The organism is Streptomyces sp. 8N706, assembly GCF_052245415.1.
Classification (GTDB): Bacteria; Actinomycetota; Actinomycetes; order Streptomycetales; family Streptomycetaceae; genus Streptomyces.
The window spans coordinates 1-21,824 of the sequence record NZ_JBQQBW010000108.1; the positions used below are offsets into that span (position 1 = coordinate 1).

Below are 21,824 nucleotides of genomic sequence, written 5' to 3' on the forward strand. Positions count from 1 at the left end.
ATAGAGTTTCGGTGGTCATTGCGTTAGGGAAACGCCCGGTTACATTCCGAACCCGGAAGCTAAGCCTTTCAGCGCCGATGGTACTGCAGGGGGGACCCTGTGGGAGAGTAGGACGCCGCCGAACAATCATTGAGAGAAAGCCCTGTCGGAAACTCCGGTTCCCGACAGGGCTTTCTCACGTTGTGGTGCCCGCCACTTGGTGTTCACATTGCCCGGGCACGATCCATGGCATGGGACTGGGACATCCTGTAGATGCACTGCATCGAGCATTGACGAGCGCGGGCGTACACGGCATGGAGGTGATCGTGCCGTCGTACGGGTCCGTCGAGGTGGTGGACGCCGTACGACAGGTCGGCGGAGTGCCGGTGTTCGCCGATATAGACGCCGACACCTTCTGCCTTGACCCGGCCGCGGTCGAAGCCGTGGTGACACCCCGTACAGCAGCCGTCGTACCGGTTCACCAGTTCGGCCATCGCGCGGACATGGGGCGTATCAGTCGGCTCGCCCAGCGGTGGGGCCTGGCCGTTGTCGAGCATGTGGAACAGGAGAGTTCCTCGACCGAGACCGCGATGCGCCAGGCGAACGCCGCCTATCTCACCCAGCGGCTCACCGATGTCGTCACCCCGCGCATCCGGCCCGGTGCCGGCCACACCTTCCTGCAGTACGTCGTACGGGTCCCCGGGAACGGGCGGCCCGACCGGGACGCCTTCGCCCGGACGTTGCGGGCCCGGGGAGTGCGTTGCCGCGTGCCCGTACAGACTCCGGTGCACCGGATGCCGCTCTTCCGCCGCGATGTGTGGCTGCCGGAGACGGAACGGGCGGCCAACGAGTGCCTGGCTCTCCCGGTCGACGCGGGAATGACCCGCCGTGAGTTGCACCGGGTCGCCGCCGGCTGCAACGCACTGGGCGGACTTCTCCAGCCGGCCTAGGAGTTACGGTCCGTCGGCCGCGCCCGCCGTGAAGGGGGACGGGTGGTCAGGAGCGTATGCGAGTTCGGGTAGGATCGATGCCGTCGCTGCGCCCCAATAGCTCAGTCGGCAGAGCGTCTCCATGGTAAGGAGAAGGTCTACGGTTCGATTCCGTATTGGGGCTCGAGAATGAATGCCCCCGCCGGATGGCGGGGGCATTCGTCATTCAGTGGCTGCTGCGGAGCTTCACCCTTCGCTCAGTCCTTCTGCAGCTCCGGGACGCGCATTGCCAGGATCGCCATGTCATCCGAGGCGGGTTCCGCGGCGAACCGCTCGACCGCCCGCAGGATGCGCGCCGCAACCGCCCCGGCCGTGAGTCCCGTACAGGTCGTCAGAACATCGACCAGACCATCGTCGCCCAGCATGCGCGTGCCCTCGCGGCGTTCGGTCACCCCGTCCGTCACGCACAGCAGGACATCACCGGGATCGAGGGTCACTGTCTGCTCGTACAGCTCCAGATCGTCCATCACACCGAGCAGCGGCTGCGGTTCCGCTGCCGGCTCCACGCTGCCGTCCTGGCGCAGCCGCAGCGGCAGCGGATGTCCGGCGCAGACCACCTTGAGGACCGCGCTGCCGTCGTGCTGCGGCCACAACTCGCCGTAGAGGAGCGTGAGGAAGCGGCTGCGGGCGCCCTCGTCGAGGATGGCCGCATTGAGCCGCTCCAGTACGGCGGGCCCGCCGAACCCCTCGCGGGCGAGCAGGCGCAGGGCGTGCCGGGCGAGACCGGTGACCGCCGCCGCCTCCGGGCCGGTGCCGCAGACGTCGCCGATGGCGAAGCCGTACGCGCCGTCGCGGATGGGGAAGATGTCGTAGAAATCGCCGCCGACCTCGTTGCCCTCGCCGGCCGCGCGATAGATGACCTCGACCTCGACGCCGGGGACCTCGGGAAGCTCGGGCGGCAGCAGACTGCGCTGGAGGGACTGGCTGATGGCCGTGCGCTCGGAGTACAACCGCGCGTTGTCGAGAGCGAGAGCGGCCCGTCGGGAGAGGTCCTCGGCGAGTTCGAGGATCTCCTGGCGGAAGTGCTCCTCGGAGGGCTTGCCGAGCGTCAGCATGCCGATGACGCGGTTGCGGGCGACCAGCGGTAGGACGACGGTCTCCCCGCCCACGGCGGAAGCGGTCGCGAGCGAGGGGCCGGGCCCGGCGGCCAGATGGGAGGGGTTGCCGAGGCCGAGGTTCCGCAGGGAGGAGCGCAGAGCCGCCGAGTGTGCGGCGTCGCTGGGCGCGGTCCAGACGCGGGCGCCGGGCGTCGGGACCGGGTCCGGCGGCGGGACCTTGCCGAGCAGCGTCTTGAGGCCGTCGATACGGTCCTCGTCCTCGTGCAGCACGTAGGAGAGCTCGGGTTCGGTCGACTGGTCGGCGACGGTGTAGACCGCGCACCAGGTGGCGAGGGTAGGGACCGTCATCTGCGCCATGAGGGCCAGGGTCTGGTCGCGGTCGAGGGTGCCGGCGAGGAGGTCGGAGGCTTCGACGAGGAAGGAGAGCGAGCCACGGCGCAGGCGTTCGAGCTCGGTGAGCCGGGCACGTTCGACGGCCAGTGCGATGCGGTCGGCGGCGAACTGCAGGCGCAGCGCCTCTTCGTTGGTGTAGCGGCCCGGGGCCTCGGCGGCCACACCGAGTGAACCCGTGAGCCGTCCCTCGACCTTGAGGGGCACGGTGACGACGGAGCGCATACCGGTGCCGCCGAGGAGCGGCACGGCGCCGGGTACGACGGTGAGGTCCTCGTGGACGGCCGGCATCCGGGCGGAGCCGTAGCGGCCCGTGCCCGCCTCGACGGGGACGCGGGCGAAGCGCTGGCGGGCGGAGGGCAGGCCGGTGGAGGCGCGGACCTCCAGTTCGGTCTCGTCGTCCGTCGCCAGCAGGAGATACGCCGCGTCGCCGTCGAGCATGTCGCGGGCGCGCTCGACCGTGCGCTGGAGGAGGCCGTCGAGGTCGTCCGGCGCGGGGGAGCCGATGAAGACCTCGAAGGGATCCATGGCCGGTCCGCGGCCGTCGCCGGAGGCCGCGGAACTGTCACGGGCGGCAGGGGCGCGCAGCGTGGCCTGCAGAACGGCGCGCTCGTGATCGCGGACCATCAGACAGACGGTGGAGGGCTCACCCTCGGCGTCCCGCACCCGGAGGTGGGAGGCGTAGACGGGGACGACACGGCCGTCGGTGTCCCTGATGCCGTACGACCCCTCCCAGCGGGAGAGCTGGAGGGCCTCGGCGATGCCGGTGCCCGTGCCGGGGGTGTGCGGCCAGGCGGCGAAGTCGGTGAGGGGCTTGCCGATGACCTGCTCGGAGGCGAACCCGAAGAGCTCCTGGGCGTCGTCGCTCCAGGAGCTGACCGCGCCGGTGCGATCGATCTGGACGACGGCGACCCGGACCCGGGAGGCGGCCACGGGAAGGGCGTCGGTCGGGAGGGCCGGACCGGCCGAGCGGGTCCCGGCGAGGCGCTCGGTGAGATCGAGCTGGAACCAGACCTGCTTGCGGGTGGGGGTGTACTCGACGCCCCAGCAGGTGGCGAGCGCGCCGCACAGCAGGAGACCGCGGCCGCCCTCCCGGTCGGGGTGGGCGATATGACGGCCGCTGCTCTGGAGCGGAAGTTCCCGTTCGGGGTACTGGTCGGCGACCTCGACCCGTACGCCCTGGTCCGTACGCAGGCACAGCACGTCGGCCGCGGTGCCCGCGTGCACCACGGCGTTGGTCACCAGCTCGCTGGTGAGGACGACGGCGTCGTCGACGATGTCCGAGAGACCCCAGCCCTGGAGGGTGTCCCGGACGAACGCACGGGCGATGGCGACCGAGCGTCCGACCGGCTCGAACGTGGCCGTGGCGCGAGCGGTGATCACTGGTCTCCTCATGCGTGTTTCCGCGCCCCGCTCCGCGGTGGGCCCACCGTCCACGGGGTCGGGAAGCGCGGTGCCGCCGCGTCCGTCCGGCGAGTGGCTCATCTCACTCTCTGTGATGCCTTGCCGGACCAAGCCCTCGCCCCGCTCCTTCATCCCCGCTCCCTGTGGCCGGACGGACCCCGTCCCGGCGCCCCTCCGATGCCTTGTAGTCGTCACCGCACCGCCCTCCGACAGCCGGGCGGATGGACAGCCGGATGCCAGGTTACTTACCTTCGCCGTCCGTGCGGATGCCGGTCGCATGTGTTTCCGCCGGGAGAGTGCGGTAGGCGGGTGTGCGATGCTGCCGAACTGTTATGGCCTGGTAGGGCCAGGGTGAAACACTGGGCAGGCTGAACGGAAAGCTTGGCTAGGACGGTCGACCCTGCGGGAGGGACACGGTGGAGTCTGGCGCAGCGGCGCGGGGCGCAAGCACGCGCGCAAAAGGCGGACGATCCCGTAGCAACGGGACGACCGAAGTGGATACGGCGGCGCTGAACAGATTGCTCACCGCGCTGGTCGCGATGCGGGAAGGCAACTTCCGCAAGCGGCTGACCGTGTCGGGTGAGGGCCTGATGGCCGAGATCGGCGCTGTCTTCAACGAGGTGGCCGACCGGAATCTCCACCTCACGGGGGAGCTCGCCCGGGTGCGGAGAGTGGTCGGCCGTGAGGGGAAGCTGACGGAGCGGCTCGAGACGGGCGCCTGCGAGGGCTCGTGGGCGGCGGCGATCGACGCGTCGAACGCGCTCGTGGACGATCTCGCACGGCCGGTGTCCGAGGTGGGCCGTGTGCTGTCGGCGGTCTCCGAGGGCGACCTCGAGCAGCGGATGGATCTACGGGCGCTGGGCCCGGAAGGCACGGCGCATCCGCTGCGGGGCGAGTTCCTGAAGGTGGGCCGTACGGTCAACGGGCTGGTCGACCAGCTGTCGGCGTTCACCGACGAGGTGACGCGGGTGGCCAGCGAGGTGGGGACCGAGGGCAAGCTCGGCGGCCAGGCCAAGGTCCGGGGCATGTCGGGTTCGTGGAAGGACCTGACGGACTCCGTCAACACGATGGCGTACCGGCTCACCGCTCAGGTCCGGGACATCGCTCTGGTCACCACCGCGGTCGCCAAGGGTGATCTGTCCCGCAAGGTCACGGTTCATGTGGCCGGAGAGATGCTGGAGTTGAAGAACACCGTCAACACGATGGTGGACCAACTCTCCTCCTTCTCCTCCGAGGTGACGCGGGTCGCCCGCGAGGTGGGTACGGAGGGTGAGCTCGGCGGCCAGGCCAAGGTGCCGGGTGTGGCCGGGGTGTGGAAGGACCTCACCGACTCCGTCAACCTCATGGCGGGCAATCTCACCGCGCAGGTACGCGGGATCGCCCAGGTGACCACGGCGGTGGCGAACGGCGATCTGTCGCAGAAGGTCACGGTGAGTGCGCGCGGCGAGGTCGCCCAGCTCGCCGAGACGATCAACACGATGACGGAGACCCTGCGGACGTTCGCCGACGAGGTCACCCGGGTAGCGAGCGAGGTCGGGGCCGAGGGTCTGCTGGGCGGTCAGGCGCAGGTGCCGGGCGCCGCGGGCACCTGGAAGGACCTCACGGACTCCGTGAACACGGCCTTCCGTAACGTGACCACGCAGGTGCGGGACATCGCGCAGGTGACGACGTCGGTGGCCAACGGTGATCTGTCGCAGAAGGTCACCGTCGATGTGGCCGGAGAGATGCTGGAGCTGAAGAACACCGTCAACACGATGGTGGACCAGCTCTCCTCCTTCGGCGCCGAAGTGACGCGTGTGGCACGTGAGGTCGGCGTGGAAGGTGAGCTCGGCGGTCAGGCGCAGGTGCCGGGGGCCGCGGGCACCTGGAAGGACCTCACGGACTCCGTGAACACGGCTTTCCGGAACCTCACCGGCCAGGTGCGCAACATCGCCCAGGTGACGACGGCGGTGGCGAACGGTGATCTGTCGCAGAAGGTCACCGTCGATGTCTCCGGTGAGATGCTCCAGCTGAAGAACACCGTGAACACGATGGTGGACCAGCTCTCCTCCTTCGCCGACCAGGTCACGCGGATGGCGCGGGACGTGGGCACCGAGGGCCGCCTCGGCGGTCAGGCGCGGGTGGACGGTGTGTCCGGCACCTGGAAGGACCTCACGGACTCCGTCAACTTCATGGCGGGCAATCTGACCTCCCAGGTCCGCAACATCGCTCAGGTGACCACGGCGGTGGCGCGCGGTGATCTCTCGCAGAAGATCGAAGTCGATGCCCGTGGCGAGATCCTGGAGCTGAAGAACACCATCAACACGATGGTCGACCAGCTCTCGGCCTTCGCGGAGCAGGTGACCCGGGTGGCCCGCGAGGTCGGTACGGACGGCCGGCTGGGCGGCCAGGCCCAGGTGCCCGGCGTGGCCGGTGTCTGGCGCGATCTGACCGACTCCGTGAACGGCATGGCGGGCAACCTCACCGCCCAGGTCCGTAATATCGCTCAGGTCGCCACGGCGGTGGCGCGCGGTGATCTCTCGCAGAAGATCGACGTGGACGCCCGTGGCGAGATCCTGGAGCTGAAGAACACCCTCAACACGATGGTGGACCAGCTGTCCTCCTTCGCCGACCAGGTGACGCGGGTGGCGCGCGAGGTGGGCACCGAGGGCATCCTCGGCGGCCAGGCCGAGGTGCAGGGGGTCTCCGGCACCTGGAAGGACCTCACCCAGTCCGTCAACTTCATGGCGAACAACCTGACCTCCCAGGTTCGCAATATCGCCGAGGTCACCACGGCCGTGGCGAAGGGCGATCTGTCCAAGAAGATCACGGTCGACGCCAAGGGCGAGATTCTCGAACTCGTCACCACCGTGAACACGATGGTGGACCAGCTGTCCTCGTTCGCCGAGCAGGTCACGCGGGTGGCCCGTGAGGTGGGTACGGAGGGTCAGCTCGGCGGCCAGGCCCGGGTGCCCGGAGTCACCGGGATCTGGAAGGACCTCAGCGGCAACGTCAACCTGATGGCCAACAACCTGACCATTCAGGTGCGCAACATCTCCCAGGTGGCGACGGCGGTCGCCAACGGTGATCTGACGAAGAAGGTGACGGTGGAGGCGCGCGGCGAGGTCGCCCAGCTCGCCGACACCGTCAACACCATGGTGACCACCCTGTCGTCCTTCGCGGACGAGGTGACGCGGGTGGCCCGTGAGGTGGGCACCGAGGGCATCCTCGGCGGCCAGGCGCGGGTGCCGGGCGTCTCCGGTACGTGGAAGGACCTCACCGAGTCGGTGAACTCGATGGCGTCCAACCTGACCGGGCAGGTCCGCAATATCGCCATGGTCACCACGGCGATCGCGAAGGGTGATCTCACCAAGAAGATCGACATCGATGCGCGGGGCGAGATCCTCGAGCTCAAGACGACCATCAACACGATGGTGGACCAGCTGTCCTCGTTCGCCGAGCAGGTCACGCGAGTGGCCCGCGAGGTGGGTACGGAAGGCCAGTTGGGTGGTCAGGCCCGGGTCCGCGATGTGGACGGCACCTGGCAGGACCTCACCGAATCGGTGAACGAGATGGCGGGCAACCTGACCCGTCAGGTGCGTGCGATCGCCGCGGTGGCCGCGGCGGTGACCCGAGGCGACCTCAATCTGAAGATCGACGTGGACGCGGCGGGCGAGATCCTCGAGCTCCAGGACAACATCAATACGATGATCGCCACCCTGCGCGAGACCACCCTCGCGAACAAGGAGCAGGACTGGCTCAAGGGCAACCTCGCCCGAATCTCCGGTCTGATGCAGGGCCGCCGCGACCTCAAGGACGTGGCCGGGCTGATCATGAGCGAGCTGACCCCGGTCGTCTCCGCGCAGCACGGCGCGTTCTTCCTCGCGATGCCCACCGGCGACACCGCGGAGGTCGGCGCCCCGGCCGAGGACGGCTCCTACGAGCTGCGCATGATCGGCTCGTACGGGTACGCGATGGGCTCCATGCCGACCTCCTTCCGGCCGGGCGAGACGCTCATCGGCACGGCCGCGGAAGAGAAGCGCACGATCCTGGTGGAGAACGTGCCACCGGGCTATCTGAAGATCGCCTCCGGTCTCGGGGAGGCGCCGCCGGCCCATGTGATCGTGCTGCCGGTGCTGTTCGAGGGCAAGGTCCTCGGCGTGATCGAGCTGGCCTCCTTCCAGCCCTTCGCGCAGATCCAGAAGGACTTCCTCAACCAGATCGCCGAGATGATTGCGACGAGCGTCAACACCATCAGTGTCAATACGAAGACCGAGGTGCTGCTGAAGCAGTCGCAGGAGCTCACCGAGCAACTGCGGGAGCGCTCGGAGGAGTTGGAGAACCGGCAGAAGGCGCTCCAGTCGTCCAACGCGGAACTGGAGGAGAAGGCCGAGCTGCTGGCCCAGCAGAACCGGGACATCGAGGTGAAGAACACCGAGATCGAGGAGGCCCGGCAGGTCCTGGAGGAGCGTGCCGAACAGCTGGCCGTCTCGATGCGCTACAAGTCCGAGTTCCTGGCCAATATGTCGCACGAACTGCGCACCCCGCTCAACTCGCTGCTGATCCTGGCCAAGCTGCTCGCCGACAACGCCGACTCCAATCTCTCCCCGAAGCAGGTGGAGTTCGCCGAGACGATCCACGGCGCGGGCTCCGACCTGCTCCAGCTGATCAACGACATCCTCGATCTGTCCAAGGTCGAGGCGGGCAAGATGGATGTCAGCCCGACGCGGATCGCACTCGTCCAGCTGGTGGACTACGTCGAGGCGACGTTCCGCCCGCTGACGGCGGAGAAGGGCCTGGACTTCGCCGTACGGGTCTCGCCGGAGCTGCCCGCGACGCTGCACACCGACGAGCAGCGGCTGCTTCAGGTACTGCGCAATCTGCTGTCGAACGCGGTGAAGTTCACCGACGGCGGGGCAGTGGAGCTGGTGATCCGGCCGGCCGGCGGGGATGTGCCGAACGCCATCCGCGAACAGCTGCTCGAACACGGCTCGCTGCGCGACCCGGACGCCGACATGATCGCCTTCTCGGTGACCGACACCGGTATCGGGATCGCGGCGAGCAAGATGCGGGTGATCTTCGAGGCCTTCAAGCAGGCGGACGGCACCACGAGCCGGAAGTACGGCGGTACGGGCCTCGGACTCTCCATCAGCCGGGAGATCGCGCGGCTGCTGGGCGGGGAGATCCACGCGGCGAGCGAGCCCGGACGCGGCTCCACGTTCACGCTGTACCTGCCGCTCTACCCCAGTGAACTGCCGCCGCAGGGCTACCCGCAGCTGGCGCCCGCCGGTCCCACCGGCGCCGGGTCGCTCGCGGCGCCGGGCGGTGACCCGCTGCTCGGGGCGCGGGCCGTCGAGGCCGAGCCGAAGGAGATCGAGGCTCCGGCCGCCGTCCCGCATCCGGCCCCCAGGAGGGGTGCCGGAGGGCTCACACGGCTGCGCCGGCGCTCCGTGGCCCATCACGGGCAGCGCCACCCGGCCCCGGAGCACCGCGAGCCGGAGGCGGCTCCACAGGAGTCGTGGCCGGCCCAGGGCCAGGACATCGTGGAGGCGGGCTTCGACGGCGGCTTCCACGGTGAGAAGGTGCTGATCGTCGACGACGACATCCGCAATGTGTTCGCGCTGACCAGCGTGCTGGAGCAGCATGGGCTGTCGGTGCTGTACGCGGAGAACGGGCGCGAGGGCATCGAAGTCCTGGAGCAGCACGACGATGTGGTGGTCGTTCTGATGGACATCATGATGCCGGAGATGGACGGTTACGCGACGACCGCCGCGATCCGTCGTATGCCGCAGTTCGCCGGGCTGCCGATCATCGCGCTCACGGCCAAGGCGATGAAGGGAGACCGGGAGAAGAGCATCGAGTCGGGCGCGTCGGACTATGTCACCAAACCGGTCGACACGGACCATCTGCTCTCGGTGATGCAGCGGTGGATGCGGCCCGCCGCTGACTGAGCGTTCCGAACACGTGTGGGAACGCGGTATCCGGGGAACCTTCTGGTCTTCCACCGCGTTTCTGCTACGTGCACAGTGACATCGCGGTGACAGGGTGTGGCGACAGGCGGGGTGCGGCTACCATGACCGGCACAAGGACGGGCGGCGCAAGGGAGTCGTCCCCTGGGGCGGCGCCCGGTGCTTTCCCCAGCTCCATGAGCTGGGGAGACCCCAAGCCGGGACGAGGAGGACGGGGCATGGTGCAGAAGGCCAAGATCCTCCTGGTCGATGACCGGCCGGAGAATCTGCTGGCGCTGGAGGCCATTCTCTCCGCGCTCGATCAGACCCTGGTGCGGGCATCGTCAGGGGAGGAAGCGCTCAAGGCGCTACTGACGGACGACTTCGCGGTCATCCTGCTGGATGTCCAGATGCCGGGCATGGACGGCTTCGAGACCGCGGCGCACATCAAGCGGCGTGAGCGGACGCGGGACATCCCGATCATCTTCCTCACGGCCATCAACCACGGTCCCCACCACACCTTCCGTGGTTATGCGGCCGGTGCGGTGGACTACATCTCCAAGCCGTTCGACCCGTGGGTGCTGCGGGCGAAGGTCTCGGTGTTCGTCGAGCTCTATATGAAGAACTGCCAGCTGCGGGAGCAGGCCTCGTTGCTGCGGCTGCAGTTGGAGGGCAGCCAGCCGGCGCCGGGGGACAGCAAGGAGCCCGCGGGTCTTCTGGCGGAGCTGTCGGCACGGCTGGCCGCGGTGGAGGAGCAGGCCGAGGCGCTGTCCAAGCAGCTCGACGAGTCCGCGGACGCGGCGGCCGTCGCCACCGCCGCACATCTCGAGCGCAAACTCACCGGACTGCGACGGGCCCTGGACGCTCTCGAACCGGGTACGGGGAGCGGTGCGTCGGCGGTCTCCTCCCAGAACTGACCACGACGTCATCGATGTGTTGACGGGGCGTCACCGCGCCGTCAATCCGGGTACGACACGAACGGGTTAACCCGTGGGCACGCGTGTCCCACGGGTCCGCCCCCGGTAACCTCATCACCATGGCCTCACGTACGTCCGGCAAGGGTTCCCAGGGCACGGCGGGCACCTCGAAGCCGCGCGCCGGCCGTACCGGAAGCGCCGCCAAGAAGACAGCTGCGAAGAAGGCACCCGCCAAGAAGGGCGCGGCGCCCGCGAGAAAGGCGCCTGCCAAGAAGGCGCCCGCGAAAAAGGCCGCGGGCCGGACGGCGGCACCGAAGCTCGCGCCTTCACCGACCAACGGCGTCTACCGGCTCGTTCGTGCGGTGTGGCTCGGGCTGGCCCATGCGGTCGGCGCGATGTTCCGGGGGATCGGGCGCGGCGCCAAGGGACTCGACCCCGCCCATCGCAAGGACGGGCTCGCGCTGCTGCTGCTGGGTCTCGCACTGGTCGTCGCCGCCGGCACCTGGTCGAATCTGCGGGGCCCGGTCGGCGATCTCGTCGAGATGCTGGTGACCGGGGCGTTCGGCCGCCTCGATCTGCTGGTGCCGGTACTGCTCGGGGCCATCGCCGTACGGCTGATCCGGCACCCGGAGAAGCCGGAGGCGAACGGACGGATCGTCATCGGGCTCTCGGCTCTGGTCATCGGAGTGCTCGGCCAGGTTCATATGGCGTGCGGGTCGCCCGGGCGCGATCAGGGTACTGCGGCTGTCCAGGACGCGGGCGGGCTGATCGGCTGGGCCGCGTCCACACCGCTGATCTTCACGGTCGGTGATGTGCTGGCCGTGCCGCTGCTGGTTCTGGTCACGCTCTTCGGGCTCCTCGTGGTGACGGCGACGCCGGTCAACGCGATCCCCCAGCGGCTGCGGCTCCTCGGTTCGAAGCTCGGGATCGTGGACGAGGAGTCCGAGGACCGGGACGCCGCCGAGGCGGACGAGGCGTACGCGGAGGACTGGCGCGAGGCGCCCGCCCGGCGACCGCGGCGCCGTGGGTCCCGCGCCGGGGCCGCGGCGGCGGATCCGGACCAGGCCGAGGACGAGGCGCTCTCCCAGCGGCGCCGGGCGCGCAAGCCGTCGTCGCAGCCCGTGCCGGACCGGCCGATGGACGCCGTCGACGTGGCGGCGGCCGCGGCCGCCGCGCTGGACGGAGCCGTACTGCACGGCGTCCAGCCCTCACCGCTCGTCGCCGGACTGAGCCACTCCGTCTCCGCTGAGCGGACCGCCGGGGTGCCGGCCGCCCGAGGCGCCGAGCAGGACACCGCGGCGCCGGAGCCCGCGGCCCCGGGCCGTACGAACGGCGGTGACGGGTCCGACGCCGGAGTGCCGGACCTGACGAAGGCCGCACCCGAGTCCGCCGGGCGCCTTCCGGCCCGCGCCGAACAGCTCCAGCTCTCCGGGGACATCACGTACGCGCTGCCGTCGCTCGATCTCCTCGTTCGCGGCGGCCCGGGCAAGACGCGCAGCGCCGCCAACGACGCCGTGGTGGCCTCGCTGTCGAATGTCTTTTCGGAGTTCAAGGTCGACGCCGCCGTCACCGGCTTCACCCGCGGCCCGACGGTCACCCGGTACGAGGTCGAGCTCGGCCCGGCCGTCAAGGTCGAGCGGATCACCGCGCTCACCAAGAACATCGCCTACGCCGTCGCCAGTCCCGACGTCCGGATCATCAGCCCGATTCCGGGGAAGTCCGCGGTCGGTATCGAGATTCCCAACACCGACCGCGAGATGGTCAACCTCGGTGACGTGCTGCGGCTGGCTGACGCCGCCGAGGACGATCACCCGATGCTCGTCGCGCTGGGCAAGGACGTCGAGGGCGGCTATGTGATGGCCAACCTGGCGACGATGCCGCACGTCCTGGTCGCCGGCGCCACCGGCTCCGGCAAGTCCTCCTGCGTCAACTGTCTGATCACCTCGATCATGGTCAGGGCCACCCCGGAGGACGTCCGGATGGTGCTGGTGGACCCCAAGCGCGTCGAGCTGACCGCGTACGAGGGCATCCCGCACCTCATCACCCCGATCATCACCAACCCCAAGCGCGCCGCCGAGGCGCTGCAGTGGGTCGTACGGGAGATGGACCTGCGCTACGACGACCTGGCCGCCTACGGGTTCCGGCACATCGACGACTTCAACGCGGCGGTGCGCAGCGGAAAGGCGAAGGCCCCGGAGGGCAGCGAGCGGGAGCTGTCGCCGTACCCGTATCTGCTGGTGATCGTCGACGAGCTCGCCGACCTGATGATGGTCGCCCCGCGCGACGTGGAGGACGCGATCGTCCGGATCACCCAGCTGGCCCGGGCCGCCGGAATCCATCTGGTCCTGGCGACCCAGCGGCCCAGCGTCGATGTCGTCACCGGCCTGATCAAGGCCAATGTGCCCTCACGGCTGGCGTTCGCCACGTCCTCGCTCGCCGACAGCCGGGTCATCCTCGACCAGCCGGGCGCCGAGAAGCTGATCGGCAAGGGGGACGGGCTGTTCCTGCCGATGGGCGCGAACAAGCCGGTCCGGATGCAGGGCGCCTTTGTGACGGAGGCCGAGGTCAACGCCGTCGTCGAACACTGCAAGGCGCAGATGGCGCCGGTCTTCCGTGACGACGTCACGGTGGGGACCGCCAAGAAGAAGGAGATCGACGAGGAGATCGGCGACGACCTGGATCTGCTCTGCCAGGCCGCGGAGCTCGTGGTCTCGACGCAGTTCGGCTCGACTTCGATGCTGCAGCGGAAGCTGCGGGTGGGGTTCGCGAAGGCGGGCCGGCTGATGGATCTCATGGAGTCGCGCGGCGTCGTGGGACCGAGCGAGGGCTCGAAGGCACGCGATGTCCTGATCAAGCCTGATGAATTGGACGGAGTGCTCGCGGTGATCCGCGGGGAGACTCCCCCGTAAGAGGGAAGCGGGCAACCGTTTCCCCTGCCTATACGTCATGTTGAAGGGAAGAACGAGTGGGTAGGCGATCCTGGGGTGGCGCGGCCATTCCGATGGCGTACAAACTCCGTCCTCCCGGTTGCCCCACCCTTTCGTACCACCCCTAGACTGAACATCCAGCAGGTGGCTACACGCTCGAAAGGCGCCCCCGTGTCCATCGGCAACTCCCCCGAAGACGACCGGCCTTCCGTCGAGGACGACCGGCCCACCGTCGGGCGTGCACTTCAGCAGGCCCGTATCGACGCAGGACTGACCGTTGATGAGGTCAGTTCGACCACGCGGGTGCGCATCCCGATTGTGCACGCGATCGAACAGGACGATTTCACCCGATGTGGTGGTGACGTCTATGCGCGCGGGCACATCCGTACGCTCGCCCGCGCGGTCGGTCTCGATTCCACCGCCCTGGTCGAGCGGTACGACGCCGAGCACGGCGGGCGGCCGGAGCCGACCCCGGCGGCGCCGCTGTTCGAGGCCGAGCGCATCCGCCCCGAGCCGCGCCGTCCCAACTGGACGGCCGCGATGGTCGCGGCGATCGTCGTCGTGGTCGCGTTCGTCGGGTTCACCGTGTTCAGCGGCAACGACAAGAGCAGTGGAAAGTCGGTGGCGCGCGACGTTCCCCCGGCGAAGCCCAGCGCCGGCCCCAGTGAGAAGAAGCCGTCCCAGCCCAAGCCGGAGCCGTCCGACAGCGCCATCGCGGCGGTGCCGGCCGACAAGGTGACCGTCAAGCTCACCGCCGAGAACGGCTCCAGCTGGATCTCGGCGAAGGACCACAGCGGTCGGCTGATGCACGAGGGCGTGCTCAAGCAGGGCGCCTCCAAGACGTTCACCGACGAACAGCGGATCGACCTGGTGCTGGGCAACGCAGGCGCCATCAAGCTCTATGTCAACGGCAAGCAGATCGACGACCGCGGCGAGCAGGGCCAGGTCCAGCGGCTGAGCTACACCAAGGGAGACCCGCAGGCGGGCTGAGGCAGGGCCCGTCGGGGCGGACAGGGCAACCCTGGCAGCGGAGGACGTCGCCGGGACAAAGTAGGCTGAGCTCATGCCCGAACCCCGTACCGTCGCTCTTGTCACCCTCGGCTGTGCCCGTAATGAGGTGGACTCCGAGGAGCTCGCAGGCCGTCTGGCGGCGGATGGGTGGGAGCTCGTCCAGGAAGCCGCCGACGCCGATGTCGCCGTTGTCAACACCTGTGGCTTCGTCGAAGCCGCGAAGAAGGACTCCGTCGACGCCCTCCTCGAGGCCAACGACCTCAAGGACCACGGTCGTACGCAGGCCGTGGTCGCCGTCGGCTGCATGGCCGAGCGGTACGGCAAGGATCTCGCCGAAGCACTGCCCGAGGCCGATGGCGTGCTCGGCTTCGATGACTACACGAACATCTCCGACCGCCTCCGGACGATTCTGTCCGGGGGCGTGCACGCCTCCCACACTCCGCGCGACCGGCGCAGACTGCTGCCGATCAGCCCGGCCGACCGTCAGGACGCCGCTGTGGCGCTGCCCGGCCACGGCGACCTCGCGCCCGTTCCGGAGGACCTGCCGGAGGGCCTCGCGCCCGCCTCGGGGCCGCGGGCGCCGCTGCGCCGACGGCTGGGCGGCGGCCCCGTGGCCTCGGTCAAGCTGGCCTCCGGCTGTGACCGGCGCTGTTCCTTCTGTGCCATCCCGGCTTTCCGTGGGTCCTTCGTCTCCCGCCGCCCCTCGGATGTGCTGAACGAGACCAGGTGGCTGGCGGAGCAGGGCGTCAAGGAGGTCATGCTGGTCTCCGAGAACAACACCTCGTACGGCAAGGACCTCGGGGACATCCGGCTGCTGGAGACGCTGCTGCCCGAGCTGGCCGAGGTCGACGGGATCGACCGCATCCGGGTCAGCTATCTGCAGCCCGCGGAGATGCGCCCCGGTCTGATCGACGTCCTGACCTCGACGCCGAAAGTCGCGCCGTACTTCGATCTGTCGTTCCAGCATGCGGCGCCCGGCGTGCTGCGCGCGATGCGGCGCTTCGGCGACACCGACCGGTTCCTGGAGTTGCTGGACCAGATCCGGGCGAAGGCGCCGCAGGCCGGCGCCCGGTCGAACTTCATCGTCGGCTTCCCCGGCGAGACCGAGGAGGACCTGGCCGAGCTGGAGCGGTTCCTGACCGGAGCCCGACTGGACGCGATCGGTGTCTTCGGCTACTCCGACGAGGAGGGCACGGAGGCGCTGACCTACGACAACAAGCTCGACGAGGACGTCATCGCGGAGCGGCTGGCGCATATCTCCCGGCTCGCGGAGGAGCTGACCGCACAGCGCGCCGAGGAGCGGCTGGGTGAGACGGTGGAGGTGCTCGTCGAGACGGTCGACGAGGTGGACGGCGCCGTGGGACGGGGCGCGCACCAGGCGCCGGAGACCGATGGCCAGGTCGTCCTGACGGCCTCCCAGGGGCTGGCTCCCGGCCGTATCGTCGAAGCCAAGGTGGTGGCGACCGAAGGTGTCGACCTGGTGGCCGAGCCGCTTGCCGGTGGAGAGTGTCCTGACGAGGAGGCGGCCGCATGAGCGGAGTCCCCGCGTCCGCAGCGGGCGGCCCCGGCCGCGCGCCGGTGCGGGGCGGCTCGGTGGGTGCGCCGGCGGCTCCGCAGGCCGGACTGTGGAACATCGCCAACATCCTCACCATGGCGCGGCTGCTCCTTGTGCCCGGCTTTGTGTTGTTGATGCTCCACAACGGCGGCTACGACCCGGAGTGGCGCGCGTTCGCCTGGGCGGCCTTCGCGATCGCCATGATCACCGACCTGTTCGACGGCCATCTGGCACGGCGGTACAACCTGGTCACGGACTTCGGCAAGATCGCCGACCCGATCGCCGACAAGGCCATCATGGGGGCGGCGCTCGTCTGCCTCTCCGGCCTGGGGGACCTGCCCTGGTGGGTCACGGGCGTCATCCTCTTCCGGGAGCTCGGGATCACCCTGATGCGGTTCTGGGTGATCCGGCACGGTGTCATCCCGGCGAGCCGGGGCGGCAAGCTGAAGACTCTCACTCAGGGCGCCGCGGTCGGGATGTACATCCTGGCTCTGACGGGGGCGCTGGCCACGCTGCGCTTCTGGGTGATGGCCGCGGCTGTCGTACTGACGGTGGTCACCGGCCTGGATTACATACGGCAGGCCGTGGTGCTGCGGCGGGCCGGGCTGGCCGCGGAGCGCGAGCGTACGGCCGGAGGCGCGGCGCGATGACCGGCGGCGGGGCCGCTGACGTGCTCGAGCTGCTCGTGGCGCGTGGCGAGACCCTCGCCGTCGCCGAGTCGCTGACCGGGGGCATGGTCGCGGCGGAGCTGACCGGGGTCCCCGGGGCCTCGCGCGCCTTCCGCGGCTCGGTGACCGCCTATGCGAGCGAAGTGAAGCGGGGGGTGCTGGGCGTGGACGCCGTGCTCCTCGCCGAGCGCGGGGCCGTCGATGCCGAGGTCGCCCGCCAGATGGCGGAGGGCGTACGGCGGCTGATGGGCGCAGACTGGGGAGTGTCGACCACCGGCGTCGCCGGACCGGATCCGCAGGACGGGCAGCCGGTGGGCACGGTGCATGTGGCCGTGGCGGGCCCCCGGGGGGGCGTGGGCGGACTGCGGCTGAGTCTCGACGGCGACAGAGCGGGTATCCGTTCGGAGAGCGTGCAGGCGGCCCTGAGACTGCTTCTGGGGGAACTGATCGAAAATGTGCGGGCACAGGATACGGAACAGAGAGGGGGGAGTTGATGTTTGCAGCCCTGAGTGAACACGTCATCGCTCCCCGCACGGCTGCCGCCCGAGGCGGTACGGTGGGGCGAGAAGGATCCGGATCCGAGGCCCGAGGAGGGAGCCAGCGATGATTCTGCTCCGTCGCCTGCTGGGTGACGTGCTGCGTCGGCAGCGCCAGCGCCAGGGCCGAACCCTGCGCGAAGTCTCCTCGTCGGCGCGGGTCTCCCTCGGCTACCTCTCGGAGGTCGAGAGAGGGCAGAAGGAGGCTTCCTCCGAACTGCTCTCCGCGATCTGCGACGCGCTGGACGTGCGAATGTCCCAAGTCATGCGTGAGGTGAGCGACGAGTTGTCGCTGGCCGAGCTGGCGCAGTCCGCGGCAGCGACCGAGACCGTACCTGCGCCGATGCGACCCATGCTCAACTCCGTCTCCGTGACGTCCGTGACGGGCGTCCCGGAGGAGCGAGTGACGATCAAGGCGCCTGCGGAGGCCGTCGACGTCGTCGCCGCCTGACACGCACAGCCCATAGCCCGGCAATCAATCCACTGAGCCCCGGTCGGCACCGCCGACCGGGGCTCAGTGCGTCGTTTCGGGGTAGGCGTGCCGTGTGCCCGGACGCCGAAGGCGTACCGGGCATGTGACGAACATCCCAGGAATGCCCCCTCTTGGCCGGGTATGCGATGGTTGAGAGGAACGTCACAACGCAGCAGGAGGATTCGGATGACTGTCGTCAAGAGCCCGCTCTCCGACCAGGACCTCAAGACCGTCGGCGAGGCCCTCCAGGGCGGACTGGTGGACCTGGTGGACCTCTCGCTGCTGGCCAAGCAGGTCCACTGGAACGTGGTGGGACCGCGCTTCCGCTCCGTGCACCTGCAGCTCGACGACGTGGTGGCCAGTGCCCGGCAGCATGCCGACACCGTGGCCGAGCGGGCCGCGGCCCTGGGGATCTCTCCGGACGGACGATCCGGCACCGTCGCCAAGAGCAGCGGTATCACCACGAGCCCCGACGGCTGGATCAAGGACACGGACGCGGTACAGACGCTGGTCACCGCGCTGGGCTCGGTGATCACCCGGATGCGGGAGCGGATCGAGTCCACGGAGAAGCCCGACCCCGTCAGCCAGGACATCTTCATCGGACTGACGGCCGACCTGGAGAAGCACCACTGGATGTTCCAGGCCGAGAACGTCTGACGTGATGGAGGGGGCTGAGGCGCGCGAGCCCGGCGTTGAGCGCTGATCCGCCTCAGTGCGCCCCCATGAGGAGCGATCCTGCCGACGGGTCGTCGGCCGGAGGAGGCAGCGATGGTACGGCGGGACGCCCGGGGGCGAGATCTGGTCCGAATAGGCAACCGGGGGGTTCGTACGGTGAGCCCCGGTCCGGACCGAATACCGGCGGGGCGAGTCGCCCGGCGGTTCGTCGCACCGGTGCTGGCCGCCATCTGGTGCTGGGCCGTGCTGCGCCTGGTGGCGCAGCCGGCCGAGGCCGGTCCCGTCGAGGCGGTGGTCGCCGCGGGTGGCTGGGGGCTGAGTCTGCTGCCGGTCCACTGCGTGCCGAAGACCGCTGCCGCGGGAGCCGGTGGAGCTGCGGCGGCAGGGGTCGCGCGCAGGGTCGCCCGTGCATGGCGGCGCCGCCGCTGGGACGCGGGATCCGGCATGGTGAACGACGCGGCGTCCGCGGCCGGATACAGGACGGCGTTGCGCGACGGCCCCGGGTTCGGCGACCCGCGTCAGAGGTGACGCAGGCGCCGTCGTTCGTCCGGTCGTGTGCTGTGCCTGGGGGCGTGGGGATCGGTGATGGGGCGCTGCGGATCCGGCGGGCGTGACCGCGTCGGCCCCGGATGCCGGGCCGTACGGCGGTGCGTTCGTACGCCGTGACGGCCATGGCGTGAACACACGGATCTGCTGACGGTGTGTCAATTCGCTGGGGGTGAAGGGCCGGACTGGCAGGACGGGCACCAGTACGTGACACGCTCCTGGCCTTCCGCGCCCTGGTCCGCGGTCAGCACGGTGGCGCCGCAGCGTCGGCACGGCCGCCCCGCCCTGCCGTACACCCAGAGCCGGTGGTCGCGACGGTCGTCGGCGGTGGTGACCCGGGCCGAGCGGGTCTTGTTGGCCTCCAGGAGCCGTTTGGCCAAGGCGACCAGACGGTCCGGAGCGGGGGCCTGGCCGACAGGCAGCCAGGGGGTCGAACCGGCCATGAAGCACAGCTCGGACTTGTAGACATTGCCGATCCCCGCCAGATTGCGCTGGTCGAGCAGCGCTTCGCCCAGAGCGCGGGACGGGTCGGCGAGCAGCCGTCCGAGTGCCTCGTCCGCGTCCCGGTCCGGGCCGAGGAGATCGGGACCGAGATGGCCGACCACACTGTCCTCGTCCGCTGTCCGGAGGAGGCCGAGCACAGGGAGGCGGTAGCCGACCGCGGTGCGGGCCGCTGTGCTCAGGATGGCGCGGATCTGGTGCTCGGGGCCGCCGCGCCAGCGCTCGCCGGGGGCGTAGAGATGCCAGGAGCCGTCCATGCGCAGATGGGAGTGGAGCGTCAGGCCGCCCTCGATCCGGGCCAGGAGGTGCTTGCCCCGTGAGACGACCTCGAGGACCTCGCGGCCCACCAGGTCGACGGTGGCGAGCCGTGGTACGCGCAGATCGGAGCGGAGCAGCCGTTCGCCCGCCAGGGCCGTGTGCAGCCGGTGGGCGGTCCGCCAGACGTTGTCTCCTTCGGGCATGCAGCCATGATGCCGTCGGGAAGGCCTCGGTCGGCTGGGTCGGCTGGGTCCTGTGCGACCGAGGTACGGGGTCGCGACTTCCCCGGACCGCGTCCGGAGGAGGGCTTCGGGTTCCCGCGGGTGCGAGGTGGAGGAGCTCTCCGGGACGGGCCGTGCCGAGGGCCGGGGCGGGCTGCACGGACGCCCTGGCAACACGGCGGAGGGCGTGGCGGGGGGGGGCGCTGCCCGTCCCCGCCGGGCGGATACGTCACGTCGGCCGGGCCCGGCCCTGTCCCGGCGCTCGCGCTCAGGCTCCTCGCAGCCGGAGACCTCGGGGAGTGGCATGGAAGCCGACGGACTCCAGGGCACGGCCGATGGGGGAGGAGAGGGCCGGGGAGCCGTTGGCGCGCTCCACGGTGACGGTGCCGAGCGCGCCGTCCCGGGCCGCTGCCGCCAGCGCCTCCGCGGCCAGATGCAGCCGGGCGTCGCTGTCCGGGCTGTCCGTGCCGGCCCCCGGCCAGGCCAGCAGCGTCTTGCCGCCGCGCTCCACATAGAGGGCCAGATCGCCGTCGACCAGCACCACCAGCGCACCGGCTTTGCGGCCCGGCTTGTGTCCGGCGCCGGTGGGAGGCTCGGGCCAGGGCAGCGCCGCGCCGTACGCGTTGGCGGGGTCGGCGGCGGCCAGCACCACGGCACGGCCCCGCCGGGCCGTGTCCGGGGCGCGGCGGTCACCGGGGAACACGGGAGCCGCGGGACTCTCCGCCGCGTCGCGGTCCCGGGCGGTGCCCACCGCGCGGAGCCGGTCCACGGCGCCGTCCATCGCGAACTGCGCCGCACCCAGCCCCTCGACCACATAGCCGCGACGGGCCTGGCCGGTCTCCTCGAAGGCGGACAGCACGCGGTACGCGGCGGAGAAGCCGCCCTCCACGCCCTCGGCGGACACCGCGCCGCGGGTCACCACGCCGTGCCGGTCCAGGAGCGTGCGCGCCAGGGCGTGGGCGCGGTGGGTGGTGTCGGTCTCCCGCTCGGGCAGCAGGGCCCAGCGGCCCGCGACGGTCGGGGGGCCGGTCCGCGAGGCGGGGGGCCGGAGTGTACGGCCGGTGAGGGTGCCGTACCGGCCGCGGGGGACCGAGCGCTTCGCGCGGTGCGCGGTGGCCCCCGCGGTGCGGCCGGAGCCCAGGAGGGAGCGCAGCGGGGACAGGGTGTCGTTGGTGAGTCTGCCGGACCAGGCCAGGTCCCAGACGGCGTCGGCCAGTTCGGGGTCGGTGCATTCGGGGTGCACGGCTCGGACCTGGTCGGCGATCTGCCGGAAGAACAGCCCGTAACCACCGGACAGTGCCTCCAGCACCGCCTGGTGGACCGGTCCCGTCTCGAGCGGATGGGGCGGTGGCAGCAGCAGGGGCGCGGCGTCGGCGAGGAACAGCGACACCCAGCCGTCCTTGCCGGGCAGCGCTCCCGCCCCCGCCCAGACGACCTCCCCGGCGGCGGTCAGCTCGTCGAGCATCGTGGGGGAGTAGCCGGTCACCCGGGACGGCAGCACCAGCTTCTCCAGGGCCGAGGCGGGCACCGGGGCGCCCTGCAACTGCTCGATGGCGCGCACCAGGCCGTCGATGCCGCGCAGGCTGTGGGTGCCGATGTGCTGCCACTGGGGCAGGAAGGAAGCGAGCACCGGGGGCGGTACGGGCTCCAGCTCCTGGCGGAGGGCGGCCAGGGAGCGCCGCCGCAACCGGCGCAGGACCCCGCTGTCGCACCACTCCTGGCCGATCCCTGCCGGGTGGAATTCACCCTGGACCACCCGGCCGGCGGCGGCCAGCCGGTGCAGCGCCCCG

Annotated in this window: 14 protein-coding genes, 1 tRNA gene and 1 rRNA gene; 13 read left to right on the plus strand and 3 right to left on the minus strand. The window is 70.3% G+C overall.

What is annotated here, in order from left to right; all coding sequences use genetic code 11:
* Nucleotides 1-7: 7 nt before the first annotated feature.
* The 3 genes from rrf (at nucleotide 8) to ACTWQE_RS28115 (ending at nucleotide 1,092) form a co-directional block, all read left to right on the plus strand.
* Nucleotides 8-124, plus strand: a 5S ribosomal RNA gene (gene rrf, locus ACTWQE_RS28105).
* A gap of 106 nt (nucleotides 125-230) precedes the next feature.
* Entirely contained in the window at nucleotides 231-929 is a 699-nt protein-coding gene (locus ACTWQE_RS28110; RefSeq protein WP_443331869.1) for a DegT/DnrJ/EryC1/StrS family aminotransferase, read from the plus strand.
* A 90-nt stretch (nucleotides 930-1,019) separates the two neighbouring features.
* Nucleotides 1,020-1,092: transfer RNA gene (locus ACTWQE_RS28115), tRNA-Thr, on the plus strand.
* 73 nt (nucleotides 1,093-1,165) lie between these two features.
* On the opposite strand, the gene ACTWQE_RS28120 is transcribed toward ACTWQE_RS28115, so the two are convergent.
* Nucleotides 1,166-3,811, minus strand: coding sequence for a SpoIIE family protein phosphatase (locus tag ACTWQE_RS28120; protein ID WP_443331870.1), 2,646 nt, complete (start codon nucleotides 3,809-3,811; stop codon nucleotides 1,166-1,168).
* Between the two features lie 425 nt (nucleotides 3,812-4,236).
* Between ACTWQE_RS28120 and ACTWQE_RS28125 the strand changes: the two genes are divergently transcribed.
* The 10 genes from ACTWQE_RS28125 to ACTWQE_RS28170 all read left to right on the plus strand — a co-directional run bounded on the left by ACTWQE_RS28125 (nucleotide 4,237) and on the right by ACTWQE_RS28170 (nucleotide 19,036).
* Nucleotides 4,237-9,750, plus strand: coding sequence for a HAMP domain-containing protein (locus tag ACTWQE_RS28125; protein ID WP_443331871.1), 5,514 nt, complete (start codon nucleotides 4,237-4,239; stop codon nucleotides 9,748-9,750).
* A gap of 236 nt (nucleotides 9,751-9,986) precedes the next feature.
* Nucleotides 9,987-10,664: a response regulator gene (locus ACTWQE_RS28130; RefSeq protein ID WP_443331872.1), complete on the plus strand. Its 678-nt coding sequence runs from the start codon at nucleotides 9,987-9,989 to the stop codon at nucleotides 10,662-10,664.
* 119 nt (nucleotides 10,665-10,783) lie between these two features.
* Entirely contained in the window at nucleotides 10,784-13,573 is a 2,790-nt protein-coding gene (locus tag ACTWQE_RS28135; protein ID WP_443331873.1) for a DNA translocase FtsK, read from the plus strand.
* Nucleotides 13,574-13,762: 189 nt separating this feature from the next.
* A complete protein-coding gene (locus ACTWQE_RS28140; protein WP_443331882.1) occupies nucleotides 13,763-14,581 on the plus strand; it encodes a helix-turn-helix domain-containing protein in 819 nt (272 codons plus the stop codon).
* Nucleotides 14,582-14,654: 73 nt separating this feature from the next.
* Complete coding sequence (gene rimO / locus ACTWQE_RS28145) at nucleotides 14,655-16,136, plus strand: 30S ribosomal protein S12 methylthiotransferase RimO (protein ID WP_443331874.1); 1,482 nt, start codon at nucleotides 14,655-14,657, stop codon at nucleotides 16,134-16,136.
* Nucleotides 16,133-16,807: a CDP-diacylglycerol--glycerol-3-phosphate 3-phosphatidyltransferase gene (gene pgsA, locus ACTWQE_RS28150; protein WP_443331875.1), complete on the plus strand. Its 675-nt coding sequence runs from the start codon at nucleotides 16,133-16,135 to the stop codon at nucleotides 16,805-16,807. The genes rimO and pgsA overlap by 4 nt, the downstream gene beginning before the upstream one ends.
* Nucleotides 16,804-17,319, plus strand: coding sequence for a CinA family protein (locus ACTWQE_RS28155; protein WP_443331876.1), 516 nt, complete (start codon nucleotides 16,804-16,806; stop codon nucleotides 17,317-17,319). Before pgsA ends, ACTWQE_RS28155 begins: the two co-directional genes overlap by 4 nt.
* A 109-nt stretch (nucleotides 17,320-17,428) precedes the next feature.
* Nucleotides 17,429-17,812, plus strand: a complete 384-nt coding sequence (locus ACTWQE_RS28160) for a helix-turn-helix domain-containing protein (protein ID WP_443331877.1) — start codon at nucleotides 17,429-17,431, stop codon at nucleotides 17,810-17,812.
* 207 nt (nucleotides 17,813-18,019) lie between these two features.
* Nucleotides 18,020-18,490, plus strand: a complete 471-nt coding sequence (locus ACTWQE_RS28165) for a Dps family protein (RefSeq protein ID WP_443331878.1) — start codon at nucleotides 18,020-18,022, stop codon at nucleotides 18,488-18,490.
* A 174-nt stretch (nucleotides 18,491-18,664) separates the two neighbouring features.
* Nucleotides 18,665-19,036 (plus strand): hypothetical protein, encoded by a 372-nt coding sequence (locus ACTWQE_RS28170; protein ID WP_443331879.1) that lies wholly within the window; start codon nucleotides 18,665-18,667, stop codon nucleotides 19,034-19,036.
* Between the two features lie 176 nt (nucleotides 19,037-19,212).
* Here the strand turns inward: ACTWQE_RS28170 and ACTWQE_RS28175 are convergent, their stop codons facing one another.
* Nucleotides 19,213-20,016, minus strand: coding sequence for a DNA-formamidopyrimidine glycosylase family protein (locus tag ACTWQE_RS28175; protein WP_443331880.1), 804 nt, complete (start codon nucleotides 20,014-20,016; stop codon nucleotides 19,213-19,215).
* Between the two features lie 286 nt (nucleotides 20,017-20,302).
* A partial coding sequence (locus ACTWQE_RS28180) for an Lhr family ATP-dependent helicase (RefSeq protein WP_443331881.1) occupies nucleotides 20,303-21,824 on the minus strand: 1,522 nt, incomplete at its 5' end.